Raw genomic sequence first — 25,985 nt, 5'->3', positions numbered from 1 at the left:
CCATGGACCGTGGCAGCGAGCGGGACACACCTCCCGGCCGCGCCGCCGGCGACACCGCGGCGGGCCGGATTCCACTGGCCGTGGTGGTCGTCGACCGCGGGGGTCTGGTGTCCCACTGGAGCAGCGGCGCGGGCCGTCTGTTCGGCGTGTCCAGGCAGGAGGCGGTCGGGCGCCCCGCCGCGGACCTCCTGCCGGTCTCCGGCGCACTCTCCGAGGACGGGCACGGCGAGGCGCTGGCCGACGCCTACGGCTCCTTCACGACGTACGACGGGCTCGGCCCCGACCTGGAGGCCTCGCTCGGCGGCCGCACCGACTACCCGACCGCGGGGCGCGCCCGGCTCTTCCCGCCCCCGGACGAGCCGTCCGGCACCCCGGCGGCCGACGACACGCGGATCGACGTGCTGTGGTGGGCCTACCCGCTGGTCGGCCCCGGACCCGCCCGGCTGCTGGTGCTCGCCGCCGACGCCACCCGGCTGCGCGAGGAGCGCGGCTACGACGACGAGACCGCCGAACGCATCGCGCCCGGCTTCGCCCGCCACACCGAACTGCCCGCCTCCGCGGAGCTGGAGCGCCGGCTCCCCGAGATCCTGCCCAACATGGGCCCCGGACTCAGCAGCCGCATCATCTCCCAGGTCCTCGAACTCGGCTACCCCGTCCTGGAGTTCAGCCAGTACGACCGGGTGCCCGTCACCCCCTACTGGGGCGTGCCGCGCCGCCCCGGCCGCACCGAAGCCGTCGTACCCCAGCAGCGCACGTGGCCGGTGATCCCCGTCGGCGCCGAGCAGGACCTGGAGTACGCCGCCGTCCGCGAGCGGCTGGAGTTCCTCAACGAGGTCAGCTCCGCCATCGGCACCTCCCTCGACCTCGGCGAGACCATCCGCGAGGTCACCAGCGCCGCCGTGCCCCGTTTCGCGGACTTCGCCGGCACCCATCTGCGCTCCGCGGTCCTGGCGGGCGAGGGCTTCCCGGACGGCCCGCCCGACGCGACCACCGTGATGCACCGCGTCTGGGTCGAGCACAACGACGAACCCGGCCGCTGGGACGACACCGTGCCGGTCGGCGAGACCTTCGCCTTCCCCGAACACACCCCGTTCTACAAGTGCATGGTCACCGGCGAACCGGTCCTCATCCCGAGGGTCACCGAGGAGCTGTCCGACCGCATCTCGGGGGAGTTCGAGAAGCGCGACCTCAGGCCGCTGATCGGCGGCCGCTCCCTGCTCATCGTCCCGCTCAAGGCGCGCAACGTCGTCCTCGGCTTCATGGTGCTGATGCGCCGCCCCGACCGCCCGGCCTTCGACGACATGGACCGCACCACCGGTGCCGAACTGGCCGCCCGCGCAGGCCTCGTGCTCGACAACGCCCGCATGTACACCTACCAGGAGAACGTCGCCGACACCCTCCAGGACAGCATGCTGCCGCAGGTGACCCCGCGGATGGCCGGCTGTGACGTGGCGACCCGCTATCTGCCCGGCACCCGGCTCGGCCGGATCGGCGGCGACTGGTTCGACACCATCAAGCTGCCCGGCTCGCGCACCGCCCTCGTGGTCGGCGACGTCATGGGCCACGGCCTCAACTCGGCCGCGATGATGGGCCAGTTGCGCACGGCCGTGCAGACCATGGCCACCCTGGAGACCCCGCCGGCCAGGCTCCTGCGCAACCTCGACGACCTGGCCCGGCGGCTCGGCGAGAACTACCTCGCCACCTGTCTGTACACGGTCTACGACCCGATCCGCGGCGAACTCCACCTCGCCAACGCCGGACACATCCCGCCCGTCCTGGTGCGCGCCGAGGACGGCCGCAGCGAACTGCTCGACCTGCCCACCGGCGCCCCCATAGGGGTCGGCGGTGTCGCGTTCGAGTCCGTCGTCGTCCGCGTCTCACCCGGCGACCGGCTGGTGCTGTGCACCGACGGACTGGTCGAGGTGCGCGGCTCCGACATCGGCGAGGGCCTCGCCGCGCTCTGCGAGTCCGCCGCCCACCCCGCGGCCTCGATGGACGTCGCCTGCGACACGATCATCCGTGCCCTCAACACCCGCGGCGGCCGCAAGGACGACGTCGCCCTGCTCATGGCCCGGCTCAACGGCATCCCCGACGACCACGTCGCCGAGTGGCACCTGGACGCCGACCCGCGTGAGGTGGCCCGGGCCCGGCGCCTGGTCCGTGACCGGCTGGCCGAGTGGGGTCTGCCGCAGGCGGTGGAGACCGCGCAGCTGCTGGTCAGCGAGGTCGTCACCAACGCCGTCCAGTACGGCGGAGGCGGCCGGGTGGGACTGCGGGTGGTCCGCACCGACGCCCTGCTGTTCGAAGTCACGGACGACGAACCGGGCCTGCCCGCCATGCTCGGCACCGGACCCTACGAGGAGTCCGGCCGGGGCCTGCGTGTCGTCAGCCGGCTGGCCCGCGAGTGGGGCGCCACCGCGACCGGGCACCGCAAGACCGTCTGGTTCGAACAGACCGTCAGCGGACGGCACTGAACCGGGGGCGTGTGCGTCCGTCGGGGTTGCCGGGGTCCGTACTTCCGGTGAAGGTGACCCCCCGCCCCTTGCCCGACCGACGGCCGTCGCGATATCCCGATCACGGAACCGACCGTGGGGAGAACACAATGAACGTCTCGGACAACTACCGTCATGCGTGGGAGAGTTACTGGAGCGAAACCTCCGACGCGACGGGCGAGGCGATCTGGGACTCCGATCCCTCCCTCACCGCCGAACCGCACAGCGAACTGTTCCTGCCGCACGCGGACACCGCACGCACCATCGTCGACCTCGGCTGCGGCAACGGCACCCAGACCCGCTACCTCGCCACCCGGTTCGCCCGCGCCGTCGGCGTCGACCTCTCGCAGGCCGCCATCGAGCACGCCCGCCGCGCCGGCAGCGGCGGCGACGTCGAGTTCCAGCAGCTCGACCTGACCGACACCGACGCCGTACGGGCCCTGCACGACCGGCTCGGCGACAGCCACGTCTACATGCGGGCCGTCATCCACCAGAGCGAACCGGACGCACGCGCCGCGGTCGCCGCCGCCGTCGCCGAGATCATCGGCACCGAGGGGCGCGCCTTCGTCGTCGAACTCACCTCCGGCTCGCGGGACGTCCTCCAGCGCGCAGCCGCCGACCCCGACGGCCCGCCGCCCAAGCTGCGCCGCGTCTTCCATCACGGCCTCAAGCCCGCCCACGCCGACGACGAGGAGATCCCGCGCCTGCTCGGCGAGGCCGGCCTGGAGGTCCTCGCCGGCGGTGAGACGACCCTGCCGCAGACCGAGTACCTCGCCGACGGAACCCGCATCGACCTGCCGGCGCGCTGGTTCGTGCTGACCGGCGCCCGGTCCTGACGACGCGGCACCGCTCCGTCGTGGCCTCACCCTGCCCGGGCGCGTAACGTGCCCAGCATGAAGATCCTCATCAGCGCGGACATGGAGGGTGCCACCGGCGTCACCTGGCCGGCCGACGTTCTGCCCGGAACACCGCAGTGGGAGCGGTGCCGGTCGATGTTCACCTCCGACGTGAACGCCGCCGCCCTCGGCTTCCTCGACGGCGGCGCCGACCAGGTGCTCGTCAACGAGGCCCACTGGAGCATGCGTAACCTGCTCCTGGAACAGCTCGACGACCGGGTCGAGATGCTCACCGGGCGGCACAAGACGCTGTCCATGGTGGAGGGCGTGCAGCACGGCGATGTCGACGGCATCGCCTTCATCGGCTACCACACGGGCGCCGGCATGGAGGGCGTCCTCGCCCACACCTACCTGGCGAACCAGATCACCGGGGTGTGGCTGAACGACATCCGCGCGAGCGAGGGTCTGCTGAACACGCATGTCGTCGCCGAGTACGGCGTCCCCGTCGTCCTCGTCACCGGCGACGACCTGGCCTGCGAGGACGCACTGGGCTACGCGCCCGAGGCGTTGAAGGTCGCGGTCAAGGATCATGTGTCCCGGTATGCGGCGGTCTGCCGTACCCCGGCCCGGACCGCGGCCGACATCCGGGCCGCGGCCAAGGAGGCCGCACAGCTGGCGACCCGCCACGAGCCCGTCCAGGGCGGGCCGTTCACCGTCGCCGTCGAGTTCGACGCCGAGCACCTGGCGATGGCGGCGACCGTCGTCCCGGGTGTCGCCCGCATCGGCGAGCGGAAGGTGGCGTACACCAGCGACACCATGTACGAGGGAATCCGGACCTTCAAGGCGGTCACCACGATCGTCTCGGCCGCGGTGGAGGAGCAGTATGGCTGACCAGCAGGCATTGGACGAGGTGGTCGAGTTCACCTCCGGTCTGATCCGGATCGACACCACCAACCGGGGCGGCGGCGACTGCCGGGAACGGCCCGCCGCCGAGTACGCGGCCGAGCGGCTGGCCGCCGCGGGCCTGGAGCCGCTGCTGCTGGAGCGGACACCGGGGCGCACCAACGTCGTCGCACGGCTCGAAGGCACCGACCCGTCCGCCGACGCCCTGCTCGTCCACGGCCACCTGGACGTGGTGCCGGCCGAGGCCGCCGACTGGAGCGTGCACCCCTTCTCCGGCGAGATCCGCGACGGCGTCGTCTGGGGGCGCGGTGCCGTCGACATGAAGAACATGGACGCGATGATCCTCGCGGTCGTCCGCTCCTGGGCCCGGCAGGGCATCCGGCCCCGCCGCGATCTCGTCATCGCGTTCACCGCCGACGAGGAGGCCAGCGCCGAGGACGGCTCGGGGTTCCTCGCCGACCGGCATCCGGAGCTGTTCGAGGGCTGCAGGGAAGGCATCGGCGAGTCCGGCGCCTTCACCTTCCACGACGGCACCGGGCGGCACATCTACCCGATCGCGGCGGGGGAGCGCGGCACCGGCTGGCTGAAGCTCACCGCGCGCGGCCGGGCCGGGCACGGCTCCAAGGTGAACAAGGAGAACGCGGTGACCCGGCTCGCCGCCGCCGTCACCCGCATCGGCGAGCACGAGTGGCCGCTGAGGCTCACCCCGACCGTCCGGGCCGCGCTCACCCAACTCGCCGCCCTGTACGGCTTCGAAGCGGACTTCAGGAACGTGGACGGGCTGCTGGAGAAGCTCGGCCCGGCCGCCAAGCTGGTCGAGGCGACCGTACGCAACAGCGCCAACCCGACCATGCTGGAGGCCGGATACAAGCTGAACGTGATCCCCGGGGAGGCGGTCGCGTTCGTCGACGGGCGGTATCTGTACGGCTGCGAGGAGGAGTTCCGCTCCACCCTCGACCGGCTCACCGGGCCGGACGTGGACTGGGAGTTCGTCCACCGGGAGGTCGCCCTGCAGGCGCCCGTGGACGCACCGACGTACGCGAGGATGCAGGCGGCCGTCGAGGAGTTCGCCCCGGAGGGCCATGTGGTGCCGTACTGCATGTCCGGCGGCACCGACGCCAAGCAGTTCTCGCGGCTCGGCATCACCGGCTACGGCTTCGCCCCGCTGAAACTGCCCGAGGACCTCGACTACCAGGCGCTGTTCCACGGCGTCGACGAGCGCGTCCCCGTCGAGGCCCTGCACTTCGGCGTCCGGGTCCTCGACCGCTTCCTGCGGACGGCCTAGGCGCATGGGGGACGAGGTGCTCAAGCAGGCGTACGGCTCCTGGCCCTCGCCCATCGACGCGAAGCTGGCCGCCGCGCACGACGGGCAGCCGGAGTGGGTGGGGTTCGTCGGGGACGAGGTCTGGTGGACCGAGCCCCGGCCCGCCGAGGGCGGCCGCCGGGCACTGGTACGGCGCTCTGCCGAGGGCACGGAGGAATCGGTGCTGCCCGCGCCGTGGAACGTGCGCAGCCGGGTCATCGAGTACGGCGGCCGGCCCTGGACCGGCGTGCTGCGGGACGACGGACCCCTCGTGGTGTTCACGCACTTCGCCGACCAGCGGCTCTACCGGTACGAGCCCGGCGGCGAGCCGCGCCCGCTCACCCCCGTGGGGCCTGTGGCCGGCGGGCTGCGCTGGGCGGAACCCCAGGTGGACCTCGCCCGCGGTGAAGTGTGGTGCGTGCTGGAGGAGTTCACCGGGGACGGTCCGGACGACGTGCGGCGCGTCCTGGCCGCCGTACCGCTGGACGGCTCCGCCGCAGACGACCGGGCGGCGGTGCGCGAGCTCACCGACGGCCGGCACCGGTTCGTCACCGGCGCCCGGCTCTCGCCCGACGGACGCCGGGCCGCCTGGCTCGCCTGGGACCATCCGCGGATGCCGTGGGACGGCACGGAGCTGCTGGTCGGCGAGGTGCGTGACGACTGCACCCTGCACGCGGTCGAGACGGTCGCCGGCGGTCCCGAGGAGGCCGTCGCTCAGGCGGAATGGTCAACGGACGGCCGTCTTCTGTATGCCAGCGACCGCAGCGGCTGGTGGAACCTCTATCGGGACGGCACCCCGCTGTGCCCGCGCGAGGAGGAGTTCGCCGGGCCGCTGTGGAAGCTCGGCCTGCACTGGTTCGCGCCGCTGGACAACGGGCTGATCGCGGTCGTCCACGGTCGCGGGCCGACCACACTCGGGATACTGGATCCGGAATCCGGTGAGATCGCCGACACCGCCGGACCGTGGACCGAGGTGGCGCCCGGCCTCGCCGCCCACGGCACCCGGGTGGTCGCCGTCGGCGCCGGCCCGCGCACCGCACCCGAAGTGGTCGAGCTGGACACCCGGAGCGGACGCACCCGCGCGATCGGCGCCCGGCACCGGGATCCGGTCGACCCGGCGTACTACCCCGAGCCGCAGGTCCGCACCTTCACCGGCCCCGACGGCCGCGAGGTGCACGCCCACGTCCACCCGCCCCGCCATCCCGGCCGCACCGCCCTCGACGGCGAGCTGCCGCCGTACGTCATCCGGGCGCACGGCGGCCCCACCAGCCGGGTGCCGCTCGTGCTGGACCTGGAGATCGCCTACTTCACCTCGCGCGGCATCGGGGTCGCCGAGGTCAACTACGGCGGCTCCACCGGATACGGCCGCGCCTACCGCGAGCGGCTGCGCGGGCAGTGGGGCGTGGTGGACGTCGAGGACTGCGCGGCCGTCGCCCGCACCCTCGCCGAGGAGGGCACCGCCGACCCCGGACGGCTCGCCATCCGGGGCGGCAGCGCGGGCGGCTGGACCGCCGCCGCCTCCCTGACCACGACCGACGTCTACGCCTGCGGCACGATCGTCTACCCCGTCCTCGACCTCGCCACCTGGGGCCCTGGGGAGACCCACGACTTCGAGTCGCGGTACCTGGAGTCGCTGATCGGCCCGCGCGCCGAGGTACCCGCCCGGTACGCCGAGCGCTCGCCCACCGCGCACGCCGACCGGCTCACCGTGCCCTTCCTGCTGCTCCAAGGCCTGGACGACGTGATCTGCCCGCCCGCCCAGTGCGAACGCTTCCTCGCCCGGATCGCGGGCCGCGGCGTGCCGCACGCCTACCTGACCTTCGAGGGGGAGGGTCACGGGTTCCGGCGCGCCGACACCATGGTCCGCGCCCTGGAGGCCGAGCTGTCCCTGTACGCCCAGGTGTTCGCGCTGGACGCGCCCGATGTCCCGGAGTTGGAGTTGCGCACATGAGAGAACTGGTACGACCCACCCGGCTGGCCCCCGGCGCGCGCGTGGCCGTCGTGGCCACCAGCGGGCCGGTGCCGGAGGAACGGCTCCAGGCGGGACTGGACGTGCTGCGCGGCTGGGACCTCGACCCGGTGGCCGCACCCCATGTGCTGGACCGGCACGGGGAGTTCGACTACCTGGCGGGCACCGATGCCGACCGGGCCGCCGATTTCCAGCGCGCCTGGTGCGACCCGGCGGTGGACGCGGTGCTGTGCGCCCGCGGCGGATACGGCGTGCAGCGGATGATCGACCTGCTCGACTGGGAGGCGATGCGGGCGGCCGGGCCGAAGGTGTTCGTCGGCTTCAGCGACCTCACCGTCCTGCACGAGGCCTTCGCCACCCGCCTGGGCCTTTCCACCCTGTACGGGCCGATGGCGGCCGGCATCGACTTCATCAAGAACGAGCGGGCCCAGGAACATCTGCGGGCCACCCTCTTCGCCCCGGAGACCGTGCGCACCATCGCCTCCGGCGGCGGCGCGGCCCTCGTCCCCGGGCGGGCCCGCGGGGTCACCCTGGGCGGCTGCCTGTACCTGCTCGCGGCCGAACGGGGCACCCCGCACGCCCGCCCCTCGGCGCACGGCGGACTGCTGTGCCTGGAGGACGTGGGCGAGACGACGTACCGGCTGGATCGTTACCTCACCCAACTCCTGCGCTCGGGCTGGTTCGAGGGGGTGCGCGGGGTGCTGCTCGGCTCCTGGGAGGACTGCGGCCCCTACGACCGGTTGCGGCCGATGCTCGCCGACCGGCTCGGCCCGCTCGGGGTGCCCGTCGTCGAGGATTTCGGGTTCGGACACTGCGCGGGTGCACTGACCATCCCCTTCGGAGTCGCTGCCGAACTCGACGCGGACGCGGGCACGTTGACGCTGGACGAGCCCGCCCTGCGCTGAGCTTCACTACTGAATCTCCGTCAAGAAACCACCGACTGAGCGATTGACCATGATCTGACACGTGTCACAGCATGGCTACCGGCCGCTACTTACCGACCGGTGTCCGCGTTGCCTCAGTGTGGAGGTCTCCGTGTCACGACGCGTGCCCCGATTCCGGGCCCCGCTCGCTCTCGCCCTGGGCGCTGCCTTAACCGCACCCCTCACGCTCACCGCTCCCGCGGCCGCGACCGGCCAGTACTCCGTCACCGCACTGAAGTTCACCGTCCGAGCGGGTGGTCGCACCTGCACGGTCGACGCCGACCTGTACCGCCCCGCGGGTGTCGACCGCTCCCGCCCGGCGCCCGCCGTGCTCGCCACCAACGGCTTCGGCGGGAGCAAGTCGGACGGCTCGACCGACGCCATCGGCAGGATCTTCGCCCGGCGCGGCTACGTCTCCCTCCTCTACTCCGGACTCGGCTTCGGCAAGTCCGGCTGTCTCATCTCGCTCGACGACCCGGCCATCGACGGCGCGGCAGCCTCCCGGCTCATCGACTTCCTGGGCGGGAAGCGGACGGCCGACGACGGGACCGGAGCCGACTTCGTCACCCTGGACTCCGTCGGCGACCCGCGCGTCGGCATGGTCGGCGGCTCCTACGGGGGCGCGATCCAGCTGGCGACGGCCGCGGTCGACCACCGGGTGGACGCGCTCGTGCCCATGATCACCTGGAACGACCTCGCCTACTCGCTCGACCCCAACAGCGCCGCCGGCAGCGGAGCCGTCCCCGGCGTCTTCAAGTGGCAGTGGACCAACGGCTTCTACCTCATCGGCGAGAGCCAGCCGCTGACCGTGCCGAACCTCGACCCGTCCCGGATCAACTCCCTCGCCTGCCTCCACTTCGTCACCAAGGCCTGCGACACCATCCGCACGCTCAACTCCGGCAGCTACCCGGCCCGCGCCACCGCCGAGCTGCTCGCCTACGCCCGCAGCGTCTCCCCGGTGTCGTACCTGAACCGGGTCCAGGCGCCGACCCTGCTGGTCCAGGGGCAGGCCGACAGCCTCTTCCACCTCAACGAGGCGACGGCGACGTACAAGACACTCAAGGCCCAGGGCACGTCCACGAAGATGATCTGGCAGTCCTGGGGCCACAGCGGCGGCATGACCGACCCGGCCGCCGGTGAACTCGACCTCTCCCAGGACGACTTGGCGTCCTCCTACGTCGGCGGGCGCATCCTCGCCTGGTTCGACCGCTACCTCCACCGGCGAGGGGACGTCGACACCGGCCCGGCCTTCGCCTACTACCGCGACTGGATCACCGACCCGCACCACACCTACGCCGCCGCCGCAGGCCTTCCCGGCCTCAGCCGGACGCTCTACCTCTCCGGCGACGGCAAGCTCGTCGACAACCGCAGGAAGGTGGCCCTCGGCAGCCGCACCTACCGCAACCAGCTGGTCCCCACGAGCCATTCGGAGAGCTCGGTGGCCGGTTCCCTCGGGCTGCCCGACCCCGCGCCGTACGACACCCCGGGCACCTACCTGGGCTGGACCGGAGAGCCCCTCGCCCGCACCACGGACGTCGTGGGCGCGCCCCGGGCCACCCTCAAGGTCGTCTCGCCGCAGGCCGAGCGGACGCAGAACTCGGGCAACGCCGCCGACAAGCTCGTCCTGTTCGCCAAGCTGTACGACGTCGCGCCCGACGGGACGCAGACGCTGGTGCACCGGCTGGTCGCGCCGGTCCGCGTGCCCGACGTGACCCGGAGCTTCACGGTGACCCTGCCGGGCATCGTGCACCGGTACGAGAAGGGACACCGGCTGCGGTTCGTGATCGCGGCGAGCGACGACGCGTACTACGGCAACCGGGGGATCAAGCCGGTCACCGTGGTCAGCGCGCCCGGGGACACCGGGGAGCTGGAGCTGCCCGTGCTCGGCGGCTGAGTCACCCGGAGGGCGCCGCCCGCCGTGCGGGCCGGCGCCCTCGGCCCCAGCCTGGTCGCATGAGCCCGCAGACCTCGGACGGCGGCAACGCCACCGGCGGCCGGGGTGGGCTGACCACCCCCGCCCGGATCACCGTGTACGCCCTCGCCCTCCTCACGCTGGTCTTCGTCTTCGAGAACACCGACGCCACGAGGATCCGGCTGCTGGGCCCCCAGGTCACCATGCCGCTGTGGACGGCCCTGCTCTCCACCGGCCTCATCGGGGCGCTGTGCGGGGCGTACGCCACGAGGCGCCGCGACCGCTGACGCGTACCCTGGCCCGATGCCGACCACCGCATCCCGCTACCTCGCCGAGGGCCCTCGCGTGGGCATCCGCCCCTTCACCCTCGACGACGGTCCCGAGTTCACGGCCCGGGCCAGGGAGAGCAAGGACCTGCACCGGCCGTGGCTCTTCCCGCCGGACACCGAGGAGGCCTACGCCGCCTACGCCCGGCCGCTCATCGAGGACCCGACCCGGGCCGGGTTCCTCGTGTGCGAGAAGGACAGCGGGGACATCGCCGGGTTCATCAACATCAACAACATCGTCCGGGGCGGCTTCCAGTGCGGCGCCCTCGGCTACGGAGCCTTCGTGCACGCGGCCGGCCGGGGTCTGATGCGCGAGGGCCTGGAGCTGGTGATCGGATACGCGTTCGGCCCGCTGGGGCTGCACCGGCTGGAGATCAACGCACAGCCCGACAACACCGCCTCCGTCGCACTGGCACGGGGCGCGGGCTTCCGGCTGGAGGGCTTCTCGCCCGACATGATCTTCATCGACGGCGCCTGGCGGGACCACGAACGCTGGGCGCTGACCGTGGAGATGCGCGCCGGCGGCTGATCGTCTCCCCGGCCTTCCCGTACCCGGGTGCTACAAGCTGGCCGGTGTCCCGCGTGAGCAGCGCATCCTCTGGGGGTGCTCCCACGCCTTCAAGGCAGTGGGGGAAGCTGCGGGCACGGGAGGGCGGGGTGGCCGTACCCCCGCGCTACGACCGGGGCGACTGGCAGGAGGGCGACGGCGTCTTCAACGCCGCCGCCCTCGCCGCCTACACCGTCAAGCTCGCCGACCGTGTCGAACACCACGTCCGCGCCGGTGACTTCCCCGTCGTCCTCGGCGGCGACTACTCCATCCAGCTCGGCGCCTCGCTCGCCCTGCGGCGCCTCGGCCGGTACGGGCTGGCCGCGATCGACGCTTCGCCGGACTTCCGCCACGCCGGCAACTCCGACCGGATCGGCGCCGCGGGCGGCGAGGAGGTCGCGCCGGCCACCGGGCGCGGGCAACGCGACCTGACGGACCTGGAGGGGCTCGGGCCCTACCTCCGGGACGAGGACGTGCGGTTCTTCGGCATCCGCGACTGCTTCGAGGAGGAACGGGCCGAACTCGCCGCGCTGAAGATCCCCGTGGCCACCGTCGGGGACCTCCGCGACCGGGGCGCCGACGCCCTCGCCCGGGCCACCGCACAGGCCTTCGAGACCCCCGGGCTCGACGGCTTCTGGGTGCACCTGGACGCGGACGTCCTCGACCCGTCCGTCATGCCCGCCGTCGACAGCCCCGACCCGGACGGCCTCCAGCCCGCCGAACTGGTCGAGCTGCTGCGCCCGTTGCTCGCCTCCGAGCGCTGCGTCGGCCTCGACGTCACCGTCTACGACCCCGACCTCGACCCGGACGGCACCGCAGGGGCGCTGCTCGCCGACGTGGTCGTGGACGCCTTTGCGCAATCCTGACCGGCAGCGCCCCTGGCCGACTCACCCTACGCCGGGTTCCATGGTCAACGTGACGAGGATCCGACGTGAGGTACTGACCCTGCCCGCCGCGCAGTTGGGCCCCGACAACCCCCTGCCCCCGCTCCGCCCGCTCGACGAAGTCCACCGCATCGACGATCGGGAACGCGACGACATGCCCCGGGACATGGCACGCCGGCTCGGCTACGAGCCGCTGCGCAGCCTGCTCCCGGTACGCGTGCGCGACGGGTACGGCAGAGACCGCGAGCCGCGCGCCCTCGACGCCCTGGTGATCGAGAACGACCGGCTGCGCGCCACCGTCCTGCCCGGCCTCGGCGGCCGGATCGCCTCACTGGTCCACCTGCCCACCGAACGCGAACTCCTCTACCGCAACCCGGTGTTCCAACCCGCCGACTTCGCCCTCAACGGCGCCTGGTACTCCGGCGGCATCGAATGGAACATCGGCGCCACCGGCCACACCACCCTCTCCTGCGCACCCCTGCACGCAGCCCGTGTCCCCGCCCCCGACGGCGGCGAGATGCTGCGCCTGTGGGAGTGGGAGCGGCTGCGCGACCTGCCCTTCCAGGTCGACCTGTGGCTCCCGGAGGGATCCGACTTCCTCCACGTCGGGGTCCGGATCCGCAACCCGCACGAGCGCCCGGTGCCCACCTACTGGTGGTCCAACACCGCCGTACCCGAGGACCGCCGGATCCTCGCCCCCGCCGAGGAGGCCTGGCAGTTCGGCTACGAGCGCCGCCTGCACCGGGTGCCCGTCCCGTCGTACGACGGCATCGACCGCAGCCACCCCCTCAACAGCCCCTATGCCGCCGACTACTTCTACGAGGTGCCCGACGGCCGCCGCCGCTGGATCGCCGCGCTGGACGCCGACGGGCACGGGCTGGTGCAGACCTCCACCGACGTGCTGCGCGGCCGCAAGCTGTTCGTCTGGGGCAGCGGGCCCGGCGGCCGGCGCTGGCAGCAGTGGCTGACCGAGCCCGGCACCGGCGGCTACTGCGAGATCCAGGCCGGACTCACCCGCACCCAGCTGGAACACGTCCGGCTGGAGCCGGAGAGCGAGGTGTCCTGGCTGGAGGCGTACGGCCCGCTCGCATCACCCGCACAGGGCGAGTGGCCGGCGGTCGTCCGGGGCGCCGAGGAGCGACTCGCCGCCGTACTGCCGCGCGCCCGCGTCGAGGAGGCGTACGCGGCCTGGAAACCGTACGCCGACACCGAACCCGGCGAGATGCTGGCCACCGGCTCCGGCTGGGGCGCGCTGGAAGTCCTGCGCGCCGACTGGAAACTGCCCGGAACGCCCTTCCCCGAGGCCACCCTCGGCGAGGCGCAGGTGCCCTGGCTGGAGCTGCTGCGCACCGGCTCGCTGCCGGAGCCGCGCCGGGTCCGCCCGCCCGGCGAGACACTCGTCGCCCCGCACTGGCGGGACATGCTGGAGACCGCGCCCGCCACCCCGCACACCGAGTACCACCTCGGCGTCGCCCAGTGGCACGCCGGCGACCGCGCCCAGGCCGTCCGCAGCTGGGAGCGGGCCGTCCCGCTCGCCCCCTCCCAGTGGCCCCTGCTGCGCTGCCTGGCCGTCGCCGACCAGGAGTCCGGCCACCACGAGCGGGCCGCCGAGCGGTACGCGGAGGCCTTCGAGGACCTGTGCCGCGAGCGGCGCGACGACGGCGCGGCCTGGACCGCCGCCGTGGCCGCGCTCGGCCGGGAGGCGCTGGAGGCGCTGCTGCGGGCCCGGCGCACGGCCGACGCCCGCGCCGTCTGGGAGGGGCTGCTGCCCGCCGTCCGCCGGCGCGGCCGGTTCCGGCTGCTGGAGGCTGAGCTGCTGCTCGCCGAGGGGCGCCGCGGCGAGGCCCGGGCCGTCTTCGACGCGGGTTTCGAGGTGGCGGACCTGCGGGAGGGCGCGGAGGTGATCGGCCGGCTGTGGGCCCGTCTCACCGACGAGCCCCTGCCCGCCCGCTACGACTTCCGGATGCGCCCGGACACGCCCTGAGAGCCTGTGAGCGGCAGGCTCAGCCACCGTGGTCGACGTACTCGAAGACCGAGCCGTCCGGATGCACCGCGAGCAGGTTCCGGCCCACCGGCGTGGGTACCGGTCCCGCGAGGATCCGGGCGCCCAGGCCGGTGAGCAGCCGGTGGGTCTCGTCCACGTCCTTCACGGCGATCGTGGCCGCCACCTTGCGCAGCAGCTCCAGCTCGGACTCGGGGCCGCTCATCAGCAGGAAGCAGCCGATCGCGGCGACCTGCACGCCCCCGCGTTCGAACCGCAGCGCGGCGCCGCCCGCGAGACGCTCGTAGAAGGGGATCGCGGCTTCGAGGTCGTCGACACAGATGCGCAGCGAGGCGCCCAGAATCTCCATGCGGACGAGCCTAGTTGGGGCGGCCGGGCCCGCCCGGAGCAGGGTCGTGGCCTGTGCCGTTACGCTTTGTGCCGGGCGGGTACCCGCAGTCCATGGAGCGTTTGGATCACCTGGAACATCTGGACAAGCACCTCGTCGACGAGCTGGCCCAGGTGGCACGCGAGACGGTACGGGACGAGCTGCGCGAGCAGACCCGCAAGCAGCGCCGCGCGGCCATGCTCTACGCCACCTCGGGCGCCCTCGCCCTGTACGCGGGCGGCGCCCTCGCGCTCGCCCTGGGCCTGGGCCTCGCGGCCGCCCTGCCCGGCTGGGCGGCCGCGCTGATCACCGCCGCGATCCTGGGCGTCCTCGCCCAGCTGCTGCGCGGCGCCGCCCACGCGAGACACCCCCATGGCGCCCCCGCGGCCGCCCCGCCGGGCGGGCCCTACCCGCCGCTGCCGCCCGAGCCCCCGGCCCCGCCGGACCTCGACCCCCTTCGCCCGCACCACCGGGCCTGAGCGCGCGGCGGCGCACCCCGTCGGGCCGGACCGGCGTCCGGGTGAGGCGAGCGGCGTTTGGGTGGCGCGGCCCCGGTTACGCGGAAAGCCTCGGAGGAACCACACCGCCGGAGGCACACCGTGAGCCGACCACGCGTCGTCATCGTCGGCGCCGGTTTCGCCGGGTACCGGGCCGCCCGCACCCTCGCCCGCGTGACCCGGGGCCGCGCCCGCATCACGCTCCTCAACCCGACCGACTACTTCCTGTACCTGCCCCTGCTGCCCCAGGTGGCCGCCGGAATCCTGGAACCCCGCCGGGTCACCGTGTCGCTGCCCGGCACCCTGCACGGGGTGCGGCTGCTGCTCGGCGAGGCGGACCGCGTCGACCTCGACGCGCGCAGCGTCCACTACACGGACCCCGAGGGCGGCACCGGCAGCGTCGGCTACGACCGGCTGGTGGTGACCGTCGGCAGTGTCAACAAGCTGTTGCCGATCCCCGGGGTCGCCGAGCACGCGCACGGGTTCCGCGGGCTGGCCGAGGCGCTGTACCTGCGCGACCACGTCACCCGGCAGGTGGAGCTGGCCGCCGCGGCCGACGACCCGCGCCACCGCGCCGCCCGGTGCACGTTCGTCGTGGTCGGCGCGGGCTACACCGGCACCGAGGTGGCCGCGCAGATGCAGCTGCTCACCGACAGCCTCGCCCGCCGTCTGCTGCCCGGCGCCGCCCGGCCGCGCTGGATCCTGCTGGACGTGGCACCCCGGGTGCTGCCCGAGCTGGACGAGCGGCTCTCCCGTACGGCCGACCGGGTGCTGCGGGCCCGGGGCGTCGACGTACGGACGGGCACCTCCGTGCAGGAGGCCACGCGCGACGGGGTGCTGCTCACCGACGGCGCTGTCGTCGCGACGCGCACCCTGGTGTGGTGCGTCGGGGTCCGGCCGGATCCGCTGGTCGAGGTCGTCGGGCAGCCGCTGGAGCGGGGACGGCTGATCGTCGATCCGCACCTCCAGGTGCCGGGCCGCTCCGACGTGTACGCCTGCGGGGACGCGGCGGCCGTGCCCGACCTGGAGCATCCGGGCAGCCTCACCTCCATGACGGCCCAGCACGCCTGGCGGCAGGGCAGGGTGGCCGGCGAGAACGTGGCCGCCTCGCTCGGTCTCGGCCGGCGCCGGCGCGCCTACCGTCACCGCGACCTGGGCTTCGCCGTCGACCTCGGGGGCGTCCGGGCGGCCGCCAACCCGTACGGCATCCCGCTGTCCGGCCTGCCGGCCGGCGCGGTCACCCGCGGCTACCACCTGGCCGCCCTGCCCGGCAACCGCGTCCGTGTCGTCGCCGACTGGCTGCTGGAGGCCGTACTCCCGCGCCAGGGCGTCCAGTTGGGGCTCGTACGGTCCTGGGCGGTTCCCCTGGACACGGCGTCACCGGAGCCGTCCCGGCAGCACCCGGACGCCGAGCCCGCCCAGCAGTCCCCGCCCCGGAAACCGCTCTAAGGAGACTCATGAACACCGCCGAACTCGCCGAAATCGGCCAGCAGTTGCGCGTGGACAGCGTGCGGGCCGCCGCCGCGGCGGGGTCGGGGCATCCGACCTCCTCGATGTCCGCCGCGGACCTGATGGCCGTCCTCCTCGCCCACCATCTGCGCTACGACTTCGAACGCCCCGAACACCCCGCCAACGACCGCTTCGTCCTGTCCAAGGGACACGCCACGCCCCTGCTGTACGCCGCGTACAAGGCGGCCAGTGCCGTCGAGGACGGCGAGCTGGTCACCTTCCGCAAGCTCGGCAGCCGCCTCGAAGGACACCCGACCCCGCGCCGGCTGCCGTGGGTGGAGACGGCCACCGGTTCGCTGGGCCAGGGCCTGCCGGTCGGCGTCGGCATCGCGCTCGCGGGCAAGCGGCTGGACCGCGTCGGCTACCGCGTGTGGGTGCTGTGCGGCGACAGCGAGCTGGCCGAGGGCTCGGTGTGGGAGGCGGCCGAACACGCCGCGTACGAACACCTGGACAACCTGATCGCGATCGTGGACGTCAACCGGCTCGGCCAGCGCGGCCCGACCCGGCACGGCCACGACCTGGACGCCTACGCCCGCCGCTTCCACGCCTTCGGCTGGCACACGATCGAGGTCGACGGACACGACGTCGCCGCGATCGACCGCGCCTACGGCTCGGCCGTGGCGACGACCGGGCAGCCGTCGGTGATCCTCGCCCGCACCCTCAAGGGCAAGGGGGTCGCCTCGGTCGAGGACCGCGAGGGCCTGCACGGCAAGCCGCTGCCCGAGCCCGAGGAGGCCGTCGCCGAACTGGGCGGACCCCGTGACCTGCACGTCCGGGTCGGCGAGCCGCCCGCCGCCGCGATGCTCCGCTCCGTCACCACCGAGGTCCTCCAACTGCCGCACTACGACCAGGGGGACGAGGTCGCCACCCGGGACGCCTTCGGCGCGGCGCTCGCCGCGCTCGGCACCGCCCGCGGCGACGTCGTCGTCCTGGACGGCGAGGTCGGCGACTCCACCCGTACCGAGGTGTTCGCCAAGGAGCACCCCGACCGCTTCTTCGAGTGCTACATCGCCGAACAGCAGCTCGTCGCCGCAGCCGTCGGCATGGCGGCACGCGGCTGGACACCGTTCGCCGCCACGTTCGCGGCGTTCTTCACCCGCGCCCACGACTTCGTGCGGATGGCCGCGATCAGCGGATCCGGGATCAACCTGGTCGGCTCGCACGCCGGCGTCGCCATCGGGCAGGACGGGCCCTCGCAGATGGGCCTGGAGGACCTGGCCATGTTCCGGTCCGCGTACGGCTCGACCGTGCTGTACCCGTGCGACGCCAACCAGACCGCCAGGCTGGTCGCGCAGATGCCCGCCCTCGACGGCATCCGCTACCTGCGCACGTCTCGCGGCAAGACCCCGGTCCTCTACGGTCCCGAGGAGGAGTTCCCGGTCGGCGGCAGCAGGGTGCTGCGCTCCGGCGAACAGGACCGGCTGACGCTCGTCGCCGCCGGGGTCACCGTCCACGAGGCGCTCGCCGCCGCCGACCGGCTCGCGGAGGAGGACATCGCGGTGCGCGTGATCGACCTGTACTCCGTCAAGCCCGTCGACGCGGAGACCCTGCGCCGGGCCGCCGAGGAGACCGGCTGTCTGGTCACCGTGGAGGACCACCGCCCGGAGGGCGGCCTCGGCGACGCGGTCGCGGAGGTGTTCGGCGACGGCCGGCCGGTGCCCCGCCTGGTCCGGCTCGCGGTGCGCACCATGCCCGGCTCGGCCGCGCCCGACGAGCAGCTGCACGCGGCCGGCATCGACGCCGCGGGCATCGCGGCCGCGGCGAAGCTGCTGGTCGAGGAGGCGATCGTGCGCTGAGCCCGGCCCGCCGACCAGACCATGGAGTGGGCGAGTAGCCGAAGGAGGCCCCATGCCCGGACTGCGCTACGTCTACGCCGTCTGCCGCCCCCCGGAAGCGCCCCTGCAGGCCCAGCTGACCGGCATCGGGGGCGCCCCGCCCGCGCTGGTGCACCACCACGGGCTGGTCGCGGTCGTCAGCACGGTCCCGGAGAGCGACTTCTGCGAGGAGGCGCTGCGGGCCCGGCGGGAGGACGGCGCCTGGCTGGCCGCGACCGCCCGGGCCCACCAGGGCGTGATCGACGGTCTCACCACGGTCACCACCCCGCTGCCGCTGAGGCCTGGCACCGTCTTCCGGGACGACAGCGCGGTCCGCACGATGATCGAGGCCCGCGAGGACGACTTCCGGCGCATCCTGGACCGGCTGGACGGCCGGGTCGAGTGGCGCGTCAAGGTGTACGACACGGCGGGCGCCGGCGGGCCCGCCGCGCCCGCCCGGACCCTGCACGAGCGGCTCTGCCGGCACGCCGAGGACTCCCGGCTGCACCCGCCGCCGCAGCCCGCGCCCGCCGGAACACCGGGCCGCACCGTGCTCGACGCGGCCTACCTGGTGCGCCGCGCGGACTGCGAGAAGTTCGTGGAACTCGTGGACCGCGCGAAGCGAGAAGCGCCAGGAGTACGCGTGGAACTCGCCGGTCCCTGGGCCGCCTACTCGTTCTCCGGGGAGTTCGGCGAGAAGCAGTGACCCTCGCCGAACTGCCCAGGCCGGCCGGCAGGTCGGGTCAGGCGTCCTTGCGGCACAGGATCTCCCCGTGCAGGACCGTGAACCAGCCCTCCTCCTGTCGGCCCCACTCCCGCCATGCCTCGGACACGGCCCGCAGCTGCTCGGGCGTCGCGTGACCCCCCTGCGTGGCCCGCTCGGCGTAGGCGGAGGCGAGGGTGCGGTCCGCCCACAGTCCGCTCCACCACGCCCGCTCCTCGGGTGTGGCGAACGTCCAGGTGCCGGAGGTGGCCGTGATGTCCCGCAGGCCCGCGGCCAGCGCCCAGGCCTTCAGCCGGCGCCCGGCGTCGGGCTCCCCGCCGTTCGCCCGGGCGACCCGCTCGTACAGCTCCAGCCAGTCGTCCAGGCCCGGCACCGCCGGATACCAGGTCATCGCGGCGTAGTCGGAGTCGCGTACGGCGATGAACCCGCCGGGCTTCGTCACCCGGTGCATCTCGCGCAGCGCCTGCACCGGATCGCCGACGTGCTGGAGGACCTGGTGGGCGTGGACCACGCAGAAGGTGTCGTCGGGGAAGTCCAGGGCGTGCACGTCGGCGACCGCGAAGTCCACGTTGGCCAGGCCGCGCCCGGCGGCGGTGTCCCGGGCCCGGTCCAGGATCCCGGGCGCGTGGTCGACGCCGGTGACATGGCCGTCCGGGACCAGTTCCGCCAGGTCGGCGGTGATGGTGCCCGGGCCGCAGCCGATGTCCAGGATCTTCATGTGGGGCTTGAGCACACCGAGCAGATAGGCCGCGGAGTTGGCGGCGGTCCGCCAGGTGTGCGACCGCAGCACCGACTCGTGGTGCCCGTGCGTGTAGACGGCGGTCTCCTGCGCTTTCGGCATGGCTGTACCCCTTCGCCCCTCGTCGACGGATCGGCCGGGAGGCCGTGCGGCCCCCCTGGCGCGCTACGTCGAACGGTACGCGCCCATGCCGAATTGTGAGATACGCATTTCAATATATGGACGAGCTCAGGGGAGGGGCCGGTACACCGTCAGCGCCTCGGGCAGCTTCTCCACCAGCACCTCGCCGCCGACCTCGGCGACCTCGCCGTCGTACGCCAGCGGCGTCCCGGGCGCGAGGCCGGTCAGCCGCAGCCGGGTCACCTGCTGCGCCGCATGCGCCCGATGGGGGCACCTCCCGCTCGAGCGAAGCCGAGATTGGGGGCGGGTGAGCGGACCAGCCGCAGCGGCCGCCAGCAGCCGCAGCGCGGGCCAACGGCCGCCGTGCACCACCCGTACGTCCAGCACTCCGTCCGCCAGGTCGGTCCGGCGGCCGGACGCGAGCCCCATGCGGTGGTAGACGCCGTTGCCCACGAACAACAGCCACAACGGGCCGCGCCATCCGTCCAGTTCGGCTACCAGCGGATGCCGGTCGGCGCGCAGCACCCGCCACGCGCCGAGCACCCCGGCCGGCCAGCCGCCGATCCGGGACGACCAGCGCTCCCGCTCCCGCACCAGCTCCGGATAGACGCCCAGAGCGAGCGTGTTGAGGAAGATGCCCTCGTGGCCACCGGCCTCGAACCGGCCGACGTCCACCCGCACCGCCTCGCCCCTCCGGACGGCGTCGACCGCCCCCCACCCGTCCTCCACCCGGAGGTCGTGGGCGAAGTGGTTGAGCGTGCCCCCGGGCAGCACCGCGAGCGGCAGACCGTGCCGCAGGGCGACCGCGGCCGCCGCGTTCACCGTCCCGTCGCCCCCGCACACCCCGAGCGCCCGCGCCCGCACGGCCGCCTGCTCCAACCCGGCCTGCACCTCCGGGGGTTCGCACTCCAGGACCTCCGCCCCGGGCAGCGCCTCCCTGAGGACACGCACCCGCTCCGAGGCGCCCGAGGCCCGGTTGGTGACGACCACGAGCCCCTCGCCCGCGGGCAGCGCCGGCGCCCCCGCCCGCGGCCGAGCCGGCGGCGCGACCTGCGCACGGGTCGGCACCAGGCCCTGTACGGCGAACGCGGCACCCGCGCCCAGCGCCGCACCCGCGAGCACATCGCTCGGAAAGTGCACGCCCGTGTAGACCCGCGACATGGCCACCGAGAACGCCACCGGCGCCACCACCGCACCCCACACCGGTGACTCGAGGGCCACACCGGTCGCGAAGGCGGCGGCCGACGCGGCGTGACCGGACGGGAAGGACGTGGTGATCGGCTGCCGCTTCAGCCGCCGGACGTGCGGCACCGGGTCCAGCACCGGCCGCGTGCGCCGCACCGACCGCTTGCCGAGGGTGTTGATGGTCAGGGAGGCCAGGCTCAGGGAGGCGATGCCGCGGAGGGCGGCCCGCCGGGCCCGCGGCGTACGGCTCGCCGCGATCGCGGCGGCCGTCGCGAACCACAGCACCCCGTGGTTCGCGCTCCGGCTCAGCCGCGGCAGCACCCGCTCGGCGCCCGGCCAGTGCCAGGCGGCGGCCGCCTCGAACAGCCGGGCGTCCAGGGCGAGGGGCAGCCGCAGGACGGGCCGGCCGGTGTTCGGGACAGCGGTCAGGTCGACGTCTGCGCTCATGGGGTGCGGTTACCCTGGATCAGCCGTTTCTTGTGCTTTTCGTACGCCGACGGCCTGACCGACGCGGGAGGAACCCCGGATGCGCCTGCTCCTCGTCCGCCACGGCCAGACCCCGTCCAACGTGGACCATCTGCTGGACACCGTCGTACCCGGCCCGGGCCTGACCCCGCTCGGCGAACGGCAGGCCGCCCTCCTGCCCCAGGCGCTCGCGGGCGAGGACATCGAGGCCGTCTACGCCTCCACCATGATCCGCACCCAGCTCACGGCCGCTCCGCTGGCCGCCGCCCGCGGCCTGGAGGTGATCGTCCGCGCCGGCATCCGCGAGATCTCCGCCGGCGAGCTGGAAATGCTGCCCGGCGACACCCCGGAGGGCGAGCAGTACATGCGCACGGTGTTCGCCTGGCCGGCCGGGGACACCGGGCTCAGGATCCCCGGCGGGGAGAACGGCGAGGAGGTGCTCGCCCGCTACGACGCCGTGATCGCCGAGGCCGCCGCGAGCGGCGCCGTGACCGTCGCCATGGTCAGCCACGGCGCCGCCGTCCGCATGTGGACCGCCGCCCGCGCCGACAACGTCGACGTGGCCTTCGCCGCCGCCCACCCGCTGGAGAACACCGGCGTGGTGATCCTGGAGGGCTCCCCGTCCGACGGCTTCAAGGCGCTGTCCTGGGCCGGCGCCACGGTCGTACCGGCGGGCGCCGGCGGCCCGGCCGGAGAACCCGTGGACGCGGCCGGCTGAGCGGGCGGGCGCCGCAGGAAGCGGCTGCCTCGGGCCGGACAGGCCGGACAGGCCGGACAGGCCGGACAGGCCGGATAAGGGTTTGCCCCAGGTCGGGGGCGGCCCACAGAATTCCTCCTCATGGGACATCTGGAAGCCGCGCACCTCGAGTACTACCTCCCCGACGGGAGGGCGCTGCTCGGCGATGTCTCCTTCCGGGTCGGCGACGGCGCGGCCGTCGCCCTGGTCGGCCCCAACGGCGCCGGCAAGACGACCCTGCTCCGGCTGATCTCCGGCGAGCTGAAACCGCACGGCGGCACGGTCACCGTCAGCGGCGGCCTCGGTGTGATGCGCCAGTTCGTGGGCTCCGTACGGGACGAGACGACCGTACGCGACCTGCTGGTCTCCGTCGCCCCGCCCCGCATCCGCGAGGCGGCCGAGGCCGTCGACCGGGCCGAGCACGCCATCATGACCGTCGACGACGAGGCCGCCCAGCTGACCTACGCCCAGGCCCTGGCCGACTGGGCCGAGGTGCGCGGCTACGAGGCCGAGACGCTGTGGGACATGTGCACCACGGCCGCGCTCGGGGTGTCGTACGAGAAGGCCCAGTGGCGGCAGGTGCGCACCCTCTCCGGCGGCGAGCAGAAACGCCTCGTCCTGGAGGCGCTGCTGCGCGGCACCGACGAGGTGCTGCTGCTCGACGAGCCGGACAACTACCTGGACGTCCCCGGCAAGCGGTGGCTGGAACAGCAGCTGAAGGAAACCCGCAAGACGGTCCTGTTCGTCTCCCACGACCGCGAACTCCTCGCCCGCGCGGCCGAGAAGATCGTCTCCGTGGAGCCCGGCCCGGCCGGCGCCGACGCCTGGGTGCACGGCGGCGGCTTCGCCACCTACCACGAGGCCCGCCGCGAACGCTTCGCCCGCTTCGAGGAACTGCGCCGCCGCTGGGACGAGAAGCACGCCCAGCTGAAGAAGCTCGTCCTGAACCTGCGTCAGGCCGCCGCCGTCAGCCACGAGATGGCCTCCCGCTACCAGGCCGCGCAGACCCGCCTGCGCAAGTTCGAGGAGGTCGGCCCGCCGCCCGAGCCGCCGCGCGAGCAGGACATCACCATGCGCCTGAAGGGCGGCCGCACCGGCGTGCGGGCCGTCACCTGCAAGGGACTCGAACTGACCGGCCTGATGCAGCCCTTCGACCTGGAGGTCTTCTACGGCGAACGGGTCGCCGTGCTCGGCTCCAACGGCTCGGGCAAGTCGCACTTCCTCAGGCTCCTCGCCGGCGAGGACGTGGCCCACACGGGGGAGTGGAAGCTCGGCGCACGGGTCGTACCCGGCCACTTCGCCCAGACCCACGCCCACCCCGAGCTGCAGGGTCGCACCCTCCTCGACATCCTCTGGAAGGAACACGCCCAGGACCGGGGCGCGGCCATGTCCCGGCTGCGCCGCTACGAACTGACCGGCCAGGCCGAACAGGCCTTCGACCGGCTCTCCGGCGGCCAGCAGGCCCGCTTCCAGATCCTTCTGCTGGAGTTGCAGGGAGTCACCGCGCTGCTGCTGGACGAGCCCACCGACAACCTCGACCTGGAGTCCGCCGAGGCCCTCCAGGAAGGCCTGGAGGCCTTCGAGGGCACGGTCCTCGCGGTCACCCACGACCGCTGGTTCGCCCGTTCCTTCGACCGCTTCCTGGTCTACGGCAGTGACGGCCGCGTCCGCGAGACCCCCGAGCCCGTCTGGGACGAACGCCGGGTGGACCGGGTCCGCTAGTTTCGTTGCTCCGCCAGAGGGCCCGGGCAGCCGGATGTTCGTACAGTGGAGGCAGGAACGCGAGCTACGACGAGCGGGGTATCACCATGACCGGAGTCGACCCCAGCCGACTGGACGACCAGCAGCTCATGAAGGAGCTGGAGACGATCCACCGCACGCGCCACGACACCCTCCTGTACGGCTCGAACGACGCACTGCGGGCCCACAACGAGCGCATGGCCCAGCTGGAGGGCGAGTACCTGCGCCGCAACCCGCGCCGCCTGGTCACCGCGGGCCGCACCCGCGAGGGCGCCCGTGAGCGCAGCTGCGGAGAAGCGACGACTCCGGACACGCCCGGCACCTGAGGCGACCCCACCCGAAAGGGGCCGACCCGCGGCAGGGCGGGCCGGCCCTCGTCGAAGCACTCCCGCGTCCCGGCTCGTCAGCGGCCCACCAGCGCCTCGGCCAGCTGCTGGACGTTGGCGTACCGCTGCGATCGTGGGAGCCCCGCCACGGCGTCGACCAGCCCGCCCGGTGCGTTGCCCCGGCGCAGGGCCCGGGCCAGCTCGTACGCGTCGGCGGGGAAGGCGTGCCAGCTCAGGTTCTGCGCCAGCGCCAGCCGTATCCGGTCCAGCGACGCCATGGATCCGATACCGCCTACCGGCCCGCTCCACACCTCCGGGTCGTCGTCGGCGGCCGGCTCCGGGTCGTGCCACTCCTCGGTGCGCGTCGGGTGCCCGGACCTGAGCAGCTCCTGCAGTTCGTGTTTCATCTCGTCGTCCCGGTGGACGCTCAGCCGGTCACTGCCTCGCTGCATGTCTTCCTCCAGAGGTTCGAAGGTCAGCACCTACCGAGTGACCTGCACGGGAAGGGGAAAACCTGTGGGGAAGCGTCCGGCGGCCTCCGTGGGTCACCCGCCCGGCCGGTTCGCGTCCCGCGAATGGGGTCCGGCCGCGCGCGGTACGGCGTCCGCCGGGCTGTGATGGCAGCGAGGGCACGTCAGCCGTGTCCCACGGCCGCAGGCCGGCCGACCGTCCCGCTGACCCGCCGAGGAGCCCGCCCCATGCGCCGCACCGCCCGTGCCCTGTCCGTCGCCGTCCTGGCCGGGAACGCGCTCGTCATAGCGGGGCCCGCCGCGTCCGCGCACCCCGCGGCCGGGGCGAGCCCCGTACCCGTCCCCTCCGGCAGCACGCTCACCCTGCCCGTGCCCTGCGACGACCTCGCCGGTCCGGCACCGGACACCTTGGATCCCACCTCGCAGCTCACCGCGGACGGCACCGCGCAGTGCGGCGAGGAGGAGGGGCAGGGGCAGGGGCAGGAACAGGGCGAGCTGCCGGGGACACCGCTGGAGTCGGGGCAGGGCGCGCTGCCGGGGACGGCGCTGGATCAGGGACAGGAGCCCGGGCCGACTCAGGGGCAGCGGCAGGAGTCCGGGCCTGCGGTGGACCGGGGGGAGGGGCAGGAGTCGGGGCCGGCGGTGGACTCGGGGCAGGCGTCCGGACAGGGGCAGTGGCAGGAACCAGAGTCGGGACAGGACTCGGGACAGGACTCGGGACAGGACGGGGGCCAAGGAGAGTGGCAGGGGCAGAGCCAGGGCCAGGGGCAGAGCCAAGGCCGAGGTCAGAGTGAGGGCCAAGGTCAGAGCCAGGGGCAAGGCCGGCGGCCGGAGGAGGGGCGGGAGTGCGCGGACGGTGGTGGGCGTACGTGTGCCGACGGGGACGGCCAGTGCCGGGAACCGGAGCAGAGCCACGGTTTTGGACAGGAGGGCGCGGCGGGGCGGTCCTGCGCCGGTGACCAGGACGCGTCCGGTGGGCACGGCTGCCGGGAGGCCCGCGACGACGCCGACTGCGGCTCGGCGTCCGACCAGCACGGGGTCGAGGCGGGGCAGGGCGGCACCTTCACCGACTCGGTTCCGGCGCTGGCCGCCGGTGGTGTGCTGATCGCCGCCGCCTTCGGGGGCGCCGGCTACCGGCTGTGGGGCCGCTGGAGGTCGTCGGCCGGCTGACGCGTCCCGGGCCCGAGCCGTGATCG

General features: G+C 73.8%; 22 protein-coding genes and 1 pseudogene. 19 read left to right on the top strand and 4 right to left on the bottom strand.

Features of this window, described 5'->3' with window-relative positions:
• Positions 1-2 precede the first annotated feature (2 nt).
• The 11 genes and pseudogenes from ACZ5DS_RS11110 (at position 3) to ACZ5DS_RS11060 (ending at position 14,079) form a co-directional block, all read left to right on the top strand.
• The gene (locus ACZ5DS_RS11110; protein ID WP_468236037.1) at positions 3-2,474 is read left to right on the top strand and encodes an ATP-binding SpoIIE family protein phosphatase; all 2,472 of its coding nucleotides are present in this window, start codon (positions 3-5) and stop codon (positions 2,472-2,474) included.
• Positions 2,475-2,602: 128 nt separating this feature from the next.
• Complete coding sequence (locus ACZ5DS_RS11105; RefSeq protein WP_468236034.1) at positions 2,603-3,328, top strand: methyltransferase domain-containing protein; 726 nt, start codon at positions 2,603-2,605, stop codon at positions 3,326-3,328.
• Between the two features lie 57 nt (positions 3,329-3,385).
• Positions 3,386-4,219 (top strand): M55 family metallopeptidase, encoded by an 834-nt coding sequence (locus ACZ5DS_RS11100; protein WP_468236032.1) that lies wholly within the window; start codon positions 3,386-3,388, stop codon positions 4,217-4,219.
• The gene (locus ACZ5DS_RS11095) at positions 4,212-5,516 is read left to right on the top strand and encodes a M20/M25/M40 family metallo-hydrolase (RefSeq protein WP_468236030.1); all 1,305 of its coding nucleotides are present in this window, start codon (positions 4,212-4,214) and stop codon (positions 5,514-5,516) included. Before ACZ5DS_RS11100 ends, ACZ5DS_RS11095 begins: the two co-directional genes overlap by 8 nt.
• 4 nt (positions 5,517-5,520) lie before the next feature.
• On the top strand, positions 5,521-7,485 hold the full coding sequence (locus ACZ5DS_RS11090) for a prolyl oligopeptidase family serine peptidase (RefSeq protein ID WP_468236027.1): 1,965 nt from the start codon (positions 5,521-5,523) through the stop codon (positions 7,483-7,485).
• Positions 7,482-8,408 carry a S66 peptidase family protein gene (locus tag ACZ5DS_RS11085; RefSeq protein ID WP_468236025.1) on the top strand — a complete coding sequence of 309 codons (927 nt, stop codon included), beginning with the start codon at positions 7,482-7,484 and terminating at the stop codon, positions 8,406-8,408. Before ACZ5DS_RS11090 ends, ACZ5DS_RS11085 begins: the two co-directional genes overlap by 4 nt.
• Positions 8,409-8,538: 130 nt before the next feature.
• The gene (locus ACZ5DS_RS11080) at positions 8,539-10,320 is read left to right on the top strand and encodes a CocE/NonD family hydrolase (protein ID WP_468236022.1); all 1,782 of its coding nucleotides are present in this window, start codon (positions 8,539-8,541) and stop codon (positions 10,318-10,320) included.
• 59 nt (positions 10,321-10,379) lie between these two features.
• Complete coding sequence (locus tag ACZ5DS_RS11075) at positions 10,380-10,625, top strand: LapA family protein (protein WP_468236019.1); 246 nt, start codon at positions 10,380-10,382, stop codon at positions 10,623-10,625.
• A 16-nt stretch (positions 10,626-10,641) separates the two neighbouring features.
• The gene (locus ACZ5DS_RS11070) at positions 10,642-11,193 is read left to right on the top strand and encodes a GNAT family N-acetyltransferase (RefSeq protein WP_468236017.1); all 552 of its coding nucleotides are present in this window, start codon (positions 10,642-10,644) and stop codon (positions 11,191-11,193) included.
• Positions 11,194-11,212: 19 nt separating this feature from the next.
• Positions 11,213-12,077, top strand: a pseudogene (locus ACZ5DS_RS11065) (arginase family protein); the annotation flags it as partial.
• 40 nt (positions 12,078-12,117) lie between these two features.
• Positions 12,118-14,079, top strand: a complete 1,962-nt coding sequence (locus ACZ5DS_RS11060) for a DUF5107 domain-containing protein (protein ID WP_468236014.1) — start codon at positions 12,118-12,120, stop codon at positions 14,077-14,079.
• Positions 14,080-14,098: 19 nt separating this feature from the next.
• Here ACZ5DS_RS11060 and ACZ5DS_RS11055 read toward each other — a convergent pair whose 3' ends face one another.
• Positions 14,099-14,446: a VOC family protein gene (locus tag ACZ5DS_RS11055; protein ID WP_468236011.1), complete on the bottom strand. Its 348-nt coding sequence runs from the start codon at positions 14,444-14,446 to the stop codon at positions 14,099-14,101.
• A 92-nt stretch (positions 14,447-14,538) separates the two neighbouring features.
• On the opposite strand from ACZ5DS_RS11055, the gene ACZ5DS_RS11050 reads away from it, so the two are divergent.
• The 4 genes from ACZ5DS_RS11050 (at position 14,539) to ACZ5DS_RS11035 (ending at position 18,990) form a co-directional block, all read left to right on the top strand.
• The gene (locus tag ACZ5DS_RS11050) at positions 14,539-14,943 is read left to right on the top strand and encodes a phage holin family protein (RefSeq protein WP_468236009.1); all 405 of its coding nucleotides are present in this window, start codon (positions 14,539-14,541) and stop codon (positions 14,941-14,943) included.
• A gap of 120 nt (positions 14,944-15,063) precedes the next feature.
• On the top strand, positions 15,064-16,410 hold the full coding sequence (locus ACZ5DS_RS11045) for an NAD(P)/FAD-dependent oxidoreductase (protein ID WP_468236006.1): 1,347 nt from the start codon (positions 15,064-15,066) through the stop codon (positions 16,408-16,410).
• An 8-nt stretch (positions 16,411-16,418) separates the two neighbouring features.
• The gene (locus ACZ5DS_RS11040) at positions 16,419-18,266 is read left to right on the top strand and encodes a transketolase (RefSeq protein WP_468236004.1); all 1,848 of its coding nucleotides are present in this window, start codon (positions 16,419-16,421) and stop codon (positions 18,264-18,266) included.
• A gap of 52 nt (positions 18,267-18,318) precedes the next feature.
• Positions 18,319-18,990 carry a GvpL/GvpF family gas vesicle protein gene (locus ACZ5DS_RS11035; RefSeq protein WP_468236002.1) on the top strand — a complete coding sequence of 224 codons (672 nt, stop codon included), beginning with the start codon at positions 18,319-18,321 and terminating at the stop codon, positions 18,988-18,990.
• 37 nt (positions 18,991-19,027) lie between these two features.
• On the opposite strand, the gene ACZ5DS_RS11030 is transcribed toward ACZ5DS_RS11035, so the two are convergent.
• Positions 19,028-19,849, bottom strand: a complete 822-nt coding sequence (locus tag ACZ5DS_RS11030; RefSeq protein WP_468235999.1) for a class I SAM-dependent methyltransferase — start codon at positions 19,847-19,849, stop codon at positions 19,028-19,030.
• Positions 19,850-19,975: 126 nt separating this feature from the next.
• Positions 19,976-21,499 (bottom strand): phosphatase PAP2 family protein, encoded by a 1,524-nt coding sequence (locus tag ACZ5DS_RS11025; RefSeq protein WP_468235997.1) that lies wholly within the window; start codon positions 21,497-21,499, stop codon positions 19,976-19,978.
• 79 nt (positions 21,500-21,578) lie between these two features.
• Here ACZ5DS_RS11025 and ACZ5DS_RS11020 point away from each other — a divergent pair, with 79 nt between their 5' ends.
• From ACZ5DS_RS11020 to ACZ5DS_RS11010, 3 genes are all read left to right on the top strand, one after another.
• Positions 21,579-22,235, top strand: coding sequence for a histidine phosphatase family protein (locus tag ACZ5DS_RS11020; protein ID WP_468235994.1), 657 nt, complete (start codon positions 21,579-21,581; stop codon positions 22,233-22,235).
• A gap of 120 nt (positions 22,236-22,355) precedes the next feature.
• Complete coding sequence (locus ACZ5DS_RS11015) at positions 22,356-23,975, top strand: ABC-F family ATP-binding cassette domain-containing protein (RefSeq protein WP_468235992.1); 1,620 nt, start codon at positions 22,356-22,358, stop codon at positions 23,973-23,975.
• Between the two features lie 86 nt (positions 23,976-24,061).
• Complete coding sequence (locus ACZ5DS_RS11010; protein ID WP_468235989.1) at positions 24,062-24,319, top strand: DUF6158 family protein; 258 nt, start codon at positions 24,062-24,064, stop codon at positions 24,317-24,319.
• A 77-nt stretch (positions 24,320-24,396) separates the two neighbouring features.
• Here the strand turns inward: ACZ5DS_RS11010 and ACZ5DS_RS11005 are convergent, their stop codons facing one another.
• Positions 24,397-24,771 carry a DUF2795 domain-containing protein gene (locus ACZ5DS_RS11005; RefSeq protein ID WP_468235987.1) on the bottom strand — a complete coding sequence of 125 codons (375 nt, stop codon included), beginning with the start codon at positions 24,769-24,771 and terminating at the stop codon, positions 24,397-24,399.
• 246 nt (positions 24,772-25,017) lie between these two features.
• Here ACZ5DS_RS11005 and ACZ5DS_RS11000 point away from each other — a divergent pair, with 246 nt between their 5' ends.
• The gene (locus ACZ5DS_RS11000; protein WP_468235985.1) at positions 25,018-25,959 is read left to right on the top strand and encodes a hypothetical protein; all 942 of its coding nucleotides are present in this window, start codon (positions 25,018-25,020) and stop codon (positions 25,957-25,959) included.
• The last annotated feature ends 26 nt before the right edge of the window (positions 25,960-25,985 follow it).

The organism is Streptomyces sp. NPDC031100 (genome assembly GCF_055570785.1).
The sequence above is the reverse complement of the archived record's forward strand: the minus strand, read 5'-3'. Positions and strand labels throughout refer to the sequence as shown.